This is a genomic window from Streptomyces sp. NPDC058872 (assembly GCF_042743065.1).
Taxonomy (GTDB): Bacteria; Actinomycetota; Actinomycetes; order Streptomycetales; family Streptomycetaceae; genus Streptomyces.
Map to the genome: position 1 here is coordinate 1 of NZ_JBHYMK010000139.1, position 2,278 is coordinate 2,278.

Genomic DNA, 2,278 nt, shown 5'->3' on the forward strand with positions numbered 1-2,278 from the left:
TCGCCTGGCAAGACGTACTCACCGATCTGGGCGTGGCGGCTCCGCACCGCGTCGACCTGCCGACGTACGCCTTCCAGCGCCGCCGGTACTGGCTCGACGCGAGGTCCGGGCGCAGGGAGCAGACCGGTGGTTCCACGGTGGACGGCTGGCGCTACCGAGTGGCGTGGCGGCCGATGCCGGATGCGTCCGACGCGGCTGAACTCACCGGCGACTGGATGCTGTTGCTGCCCGCCGGTCACGAGAGCCGGCCTCTCGTACGTGACGTCGTCCGGGCTCTGGAGAGCGGGCACGATGCCGTACGGCAAGTCGTGCTCGACCCCGCCGATGCCGACCGGGAGCGTTTCACCGAGCAACTGCGCTATGTGGGTGCCGAGTCAGACACCCCGGTGACAGGCGTGCTCTCGCTGCTCGCGCTCGCGGACACCGACCGTGAGGAGGAGGCCGGTACGGTCGCCCCGACCCTGGCGCTCGTGCAGGCGCTCGGCGACGCGGGCGTCGAGGCTCCCCTCTGGTGCGCCACCCAGGGTGCGGTCACCACCGGCGGCTCCGACCCGCTCACCCGGCCTGCCCAGGCGCAGGTCTGGGGCCTGGGGCAGGTCGCGGCACTCGAACACCCCGACCGTTGGGGCGGGCTCGTGGACCTGCCCGAACAGCTCGACGAACGCGGCAGCGCACACCTGCGTGCCGTACTGGCCGCGGCGCCCGGCGGCGAGGACCAGGTGGCGATCCGCGCGGCCGGTCTCCTCGCGCGCCGACTGACCCGGGCGGCAGGCAGCAGCGGTACGGCCTGGCAGCCGCGCGGCACGGTCCTGATCACCGGCGGCACCGGCGCGCTCGGCGCACACGTGGCACGCTGGGCCGCCGGGAACGGCGCCGAGCACCTCGTCCTCGCCAGCCGGCGCGGCGGCGAGGCACCCGGAGCCACCGCCCTGCACGACGAACTCGCCGCGCTCGGCGTCACGGTGGCCTTCGCGGCCTGCGATGTGAGCGACCCCGAGTCGGTGCGCGTCCTGCTCGCCGAGCACCCGGGCCTCACCGCGGTCGTGCACACCGCCGGCAGCCTCGACGACGGCGTACTGGACCACCTCACCGCCGACCGCCTCGACCACGTCCTGCGCCCGAAGGCCACCGCCGCGACGCTTCTCGACCGGTACACGCGTCACCTCGACCTCGACGCGTTCGTCCTGTTCTCCTCCGCGGCCGCCACCTTCGGCAACGAAGGGCAGGCCAACTACGCGGCTGCGAACGCCCACTTGGACGCGCTCGCACAGCAGCGGCAGGCTCTGGGGCTGCCCGCGACCTCGGTGGCGTGGGGTGCCTGGGCGGACTCGGGTATGGCGACGGGGCAGGCGGCGGCCGAGCAGTTGCACCGCAGCGGGTTCCCACCGATGTCCCCGGACCTCGCGCTCACCGCGCTGGCCCAGGTGGTTGGCCACAGCACTCCGGCCGTGACGGTCGCCGACATCGACTGGGCCCGCTTCGTACCGGCGTACACCGCCGCCCGTCCCAACCCGCTGATCTCCGACCTGGCTGACGTACGGGATCTGCGGGCGGCGGCCGGGCCGGCCGTGTCCGGCGGCGCACAGCGCGACGAGGAGTCGTCGCTGGCCGGGCGGCTCGCCACGCTGACGGCGCCGCAGCGGGCGGAGCTGGTGCTGGAACTGGTGCGTACGCAGGCGGCGTTGGTGCTCGGCCACGCCGGGCCGCAGTCGGTGACCCCGTACCGCGCGTTCAAGGAGCTCGGCTTCGACTCGCTCGGCGCGGTCCAGCTGCGCAACCGACTCAACGCGGCCACCGGGCTGCGGCTGACGACCAGCGTGATCTTCGACTATCCGACGGCGGGCGAGCTCGCCCGCCATGTGCTGGGCGAGTTCCCCGGCCTCGGAGGCGACACCGCCGCGGCCGGGCAGGTGGCCACTCCCGGTGCGCCGGTCGCCGACGACGACCCGATCGCGATCGTGGCCATGAGCTGCCGGCTCCCGGGCGGGATACGGACGCCCGAGGAGCTGTGGGAGCTGCTGGCGGCAGGTGACGACGCCGTCGCGCCCTTCCCCGCCGACCGCGGCTGGGACCTGGAGGCGCTCTACGACGCCGACCCGGAGCGCTCCGGCACGTCGTATGTGCGCGAAGGGGCCTTCCTCCAGGGCGTGAGCGAGTTCGACGCGGCCTTCTTCGGCATCAACCCGCGTGAGGCCCTGGCCATGGACCCGCAGCAGCGGCTGCTGCTGGAGACCTCCTGGGAGGCCCTCGAGCGGGCCGGCATCGACCCGAAGTCCCT

The 2,278-nt window shown here is 74.0% G+C and carries 1 protein-coding gene; it reads left to right on the forward strand.

Annotated elements, in window-relative coordinates:
- Positions 1-2,278 (forward strand): type I polyketide synthase (locus ACFW22_RS35770; RefSeq protein ID WP_386412957.1); only part of this gene is annotated, 2,278 nt, incomplete at both ends.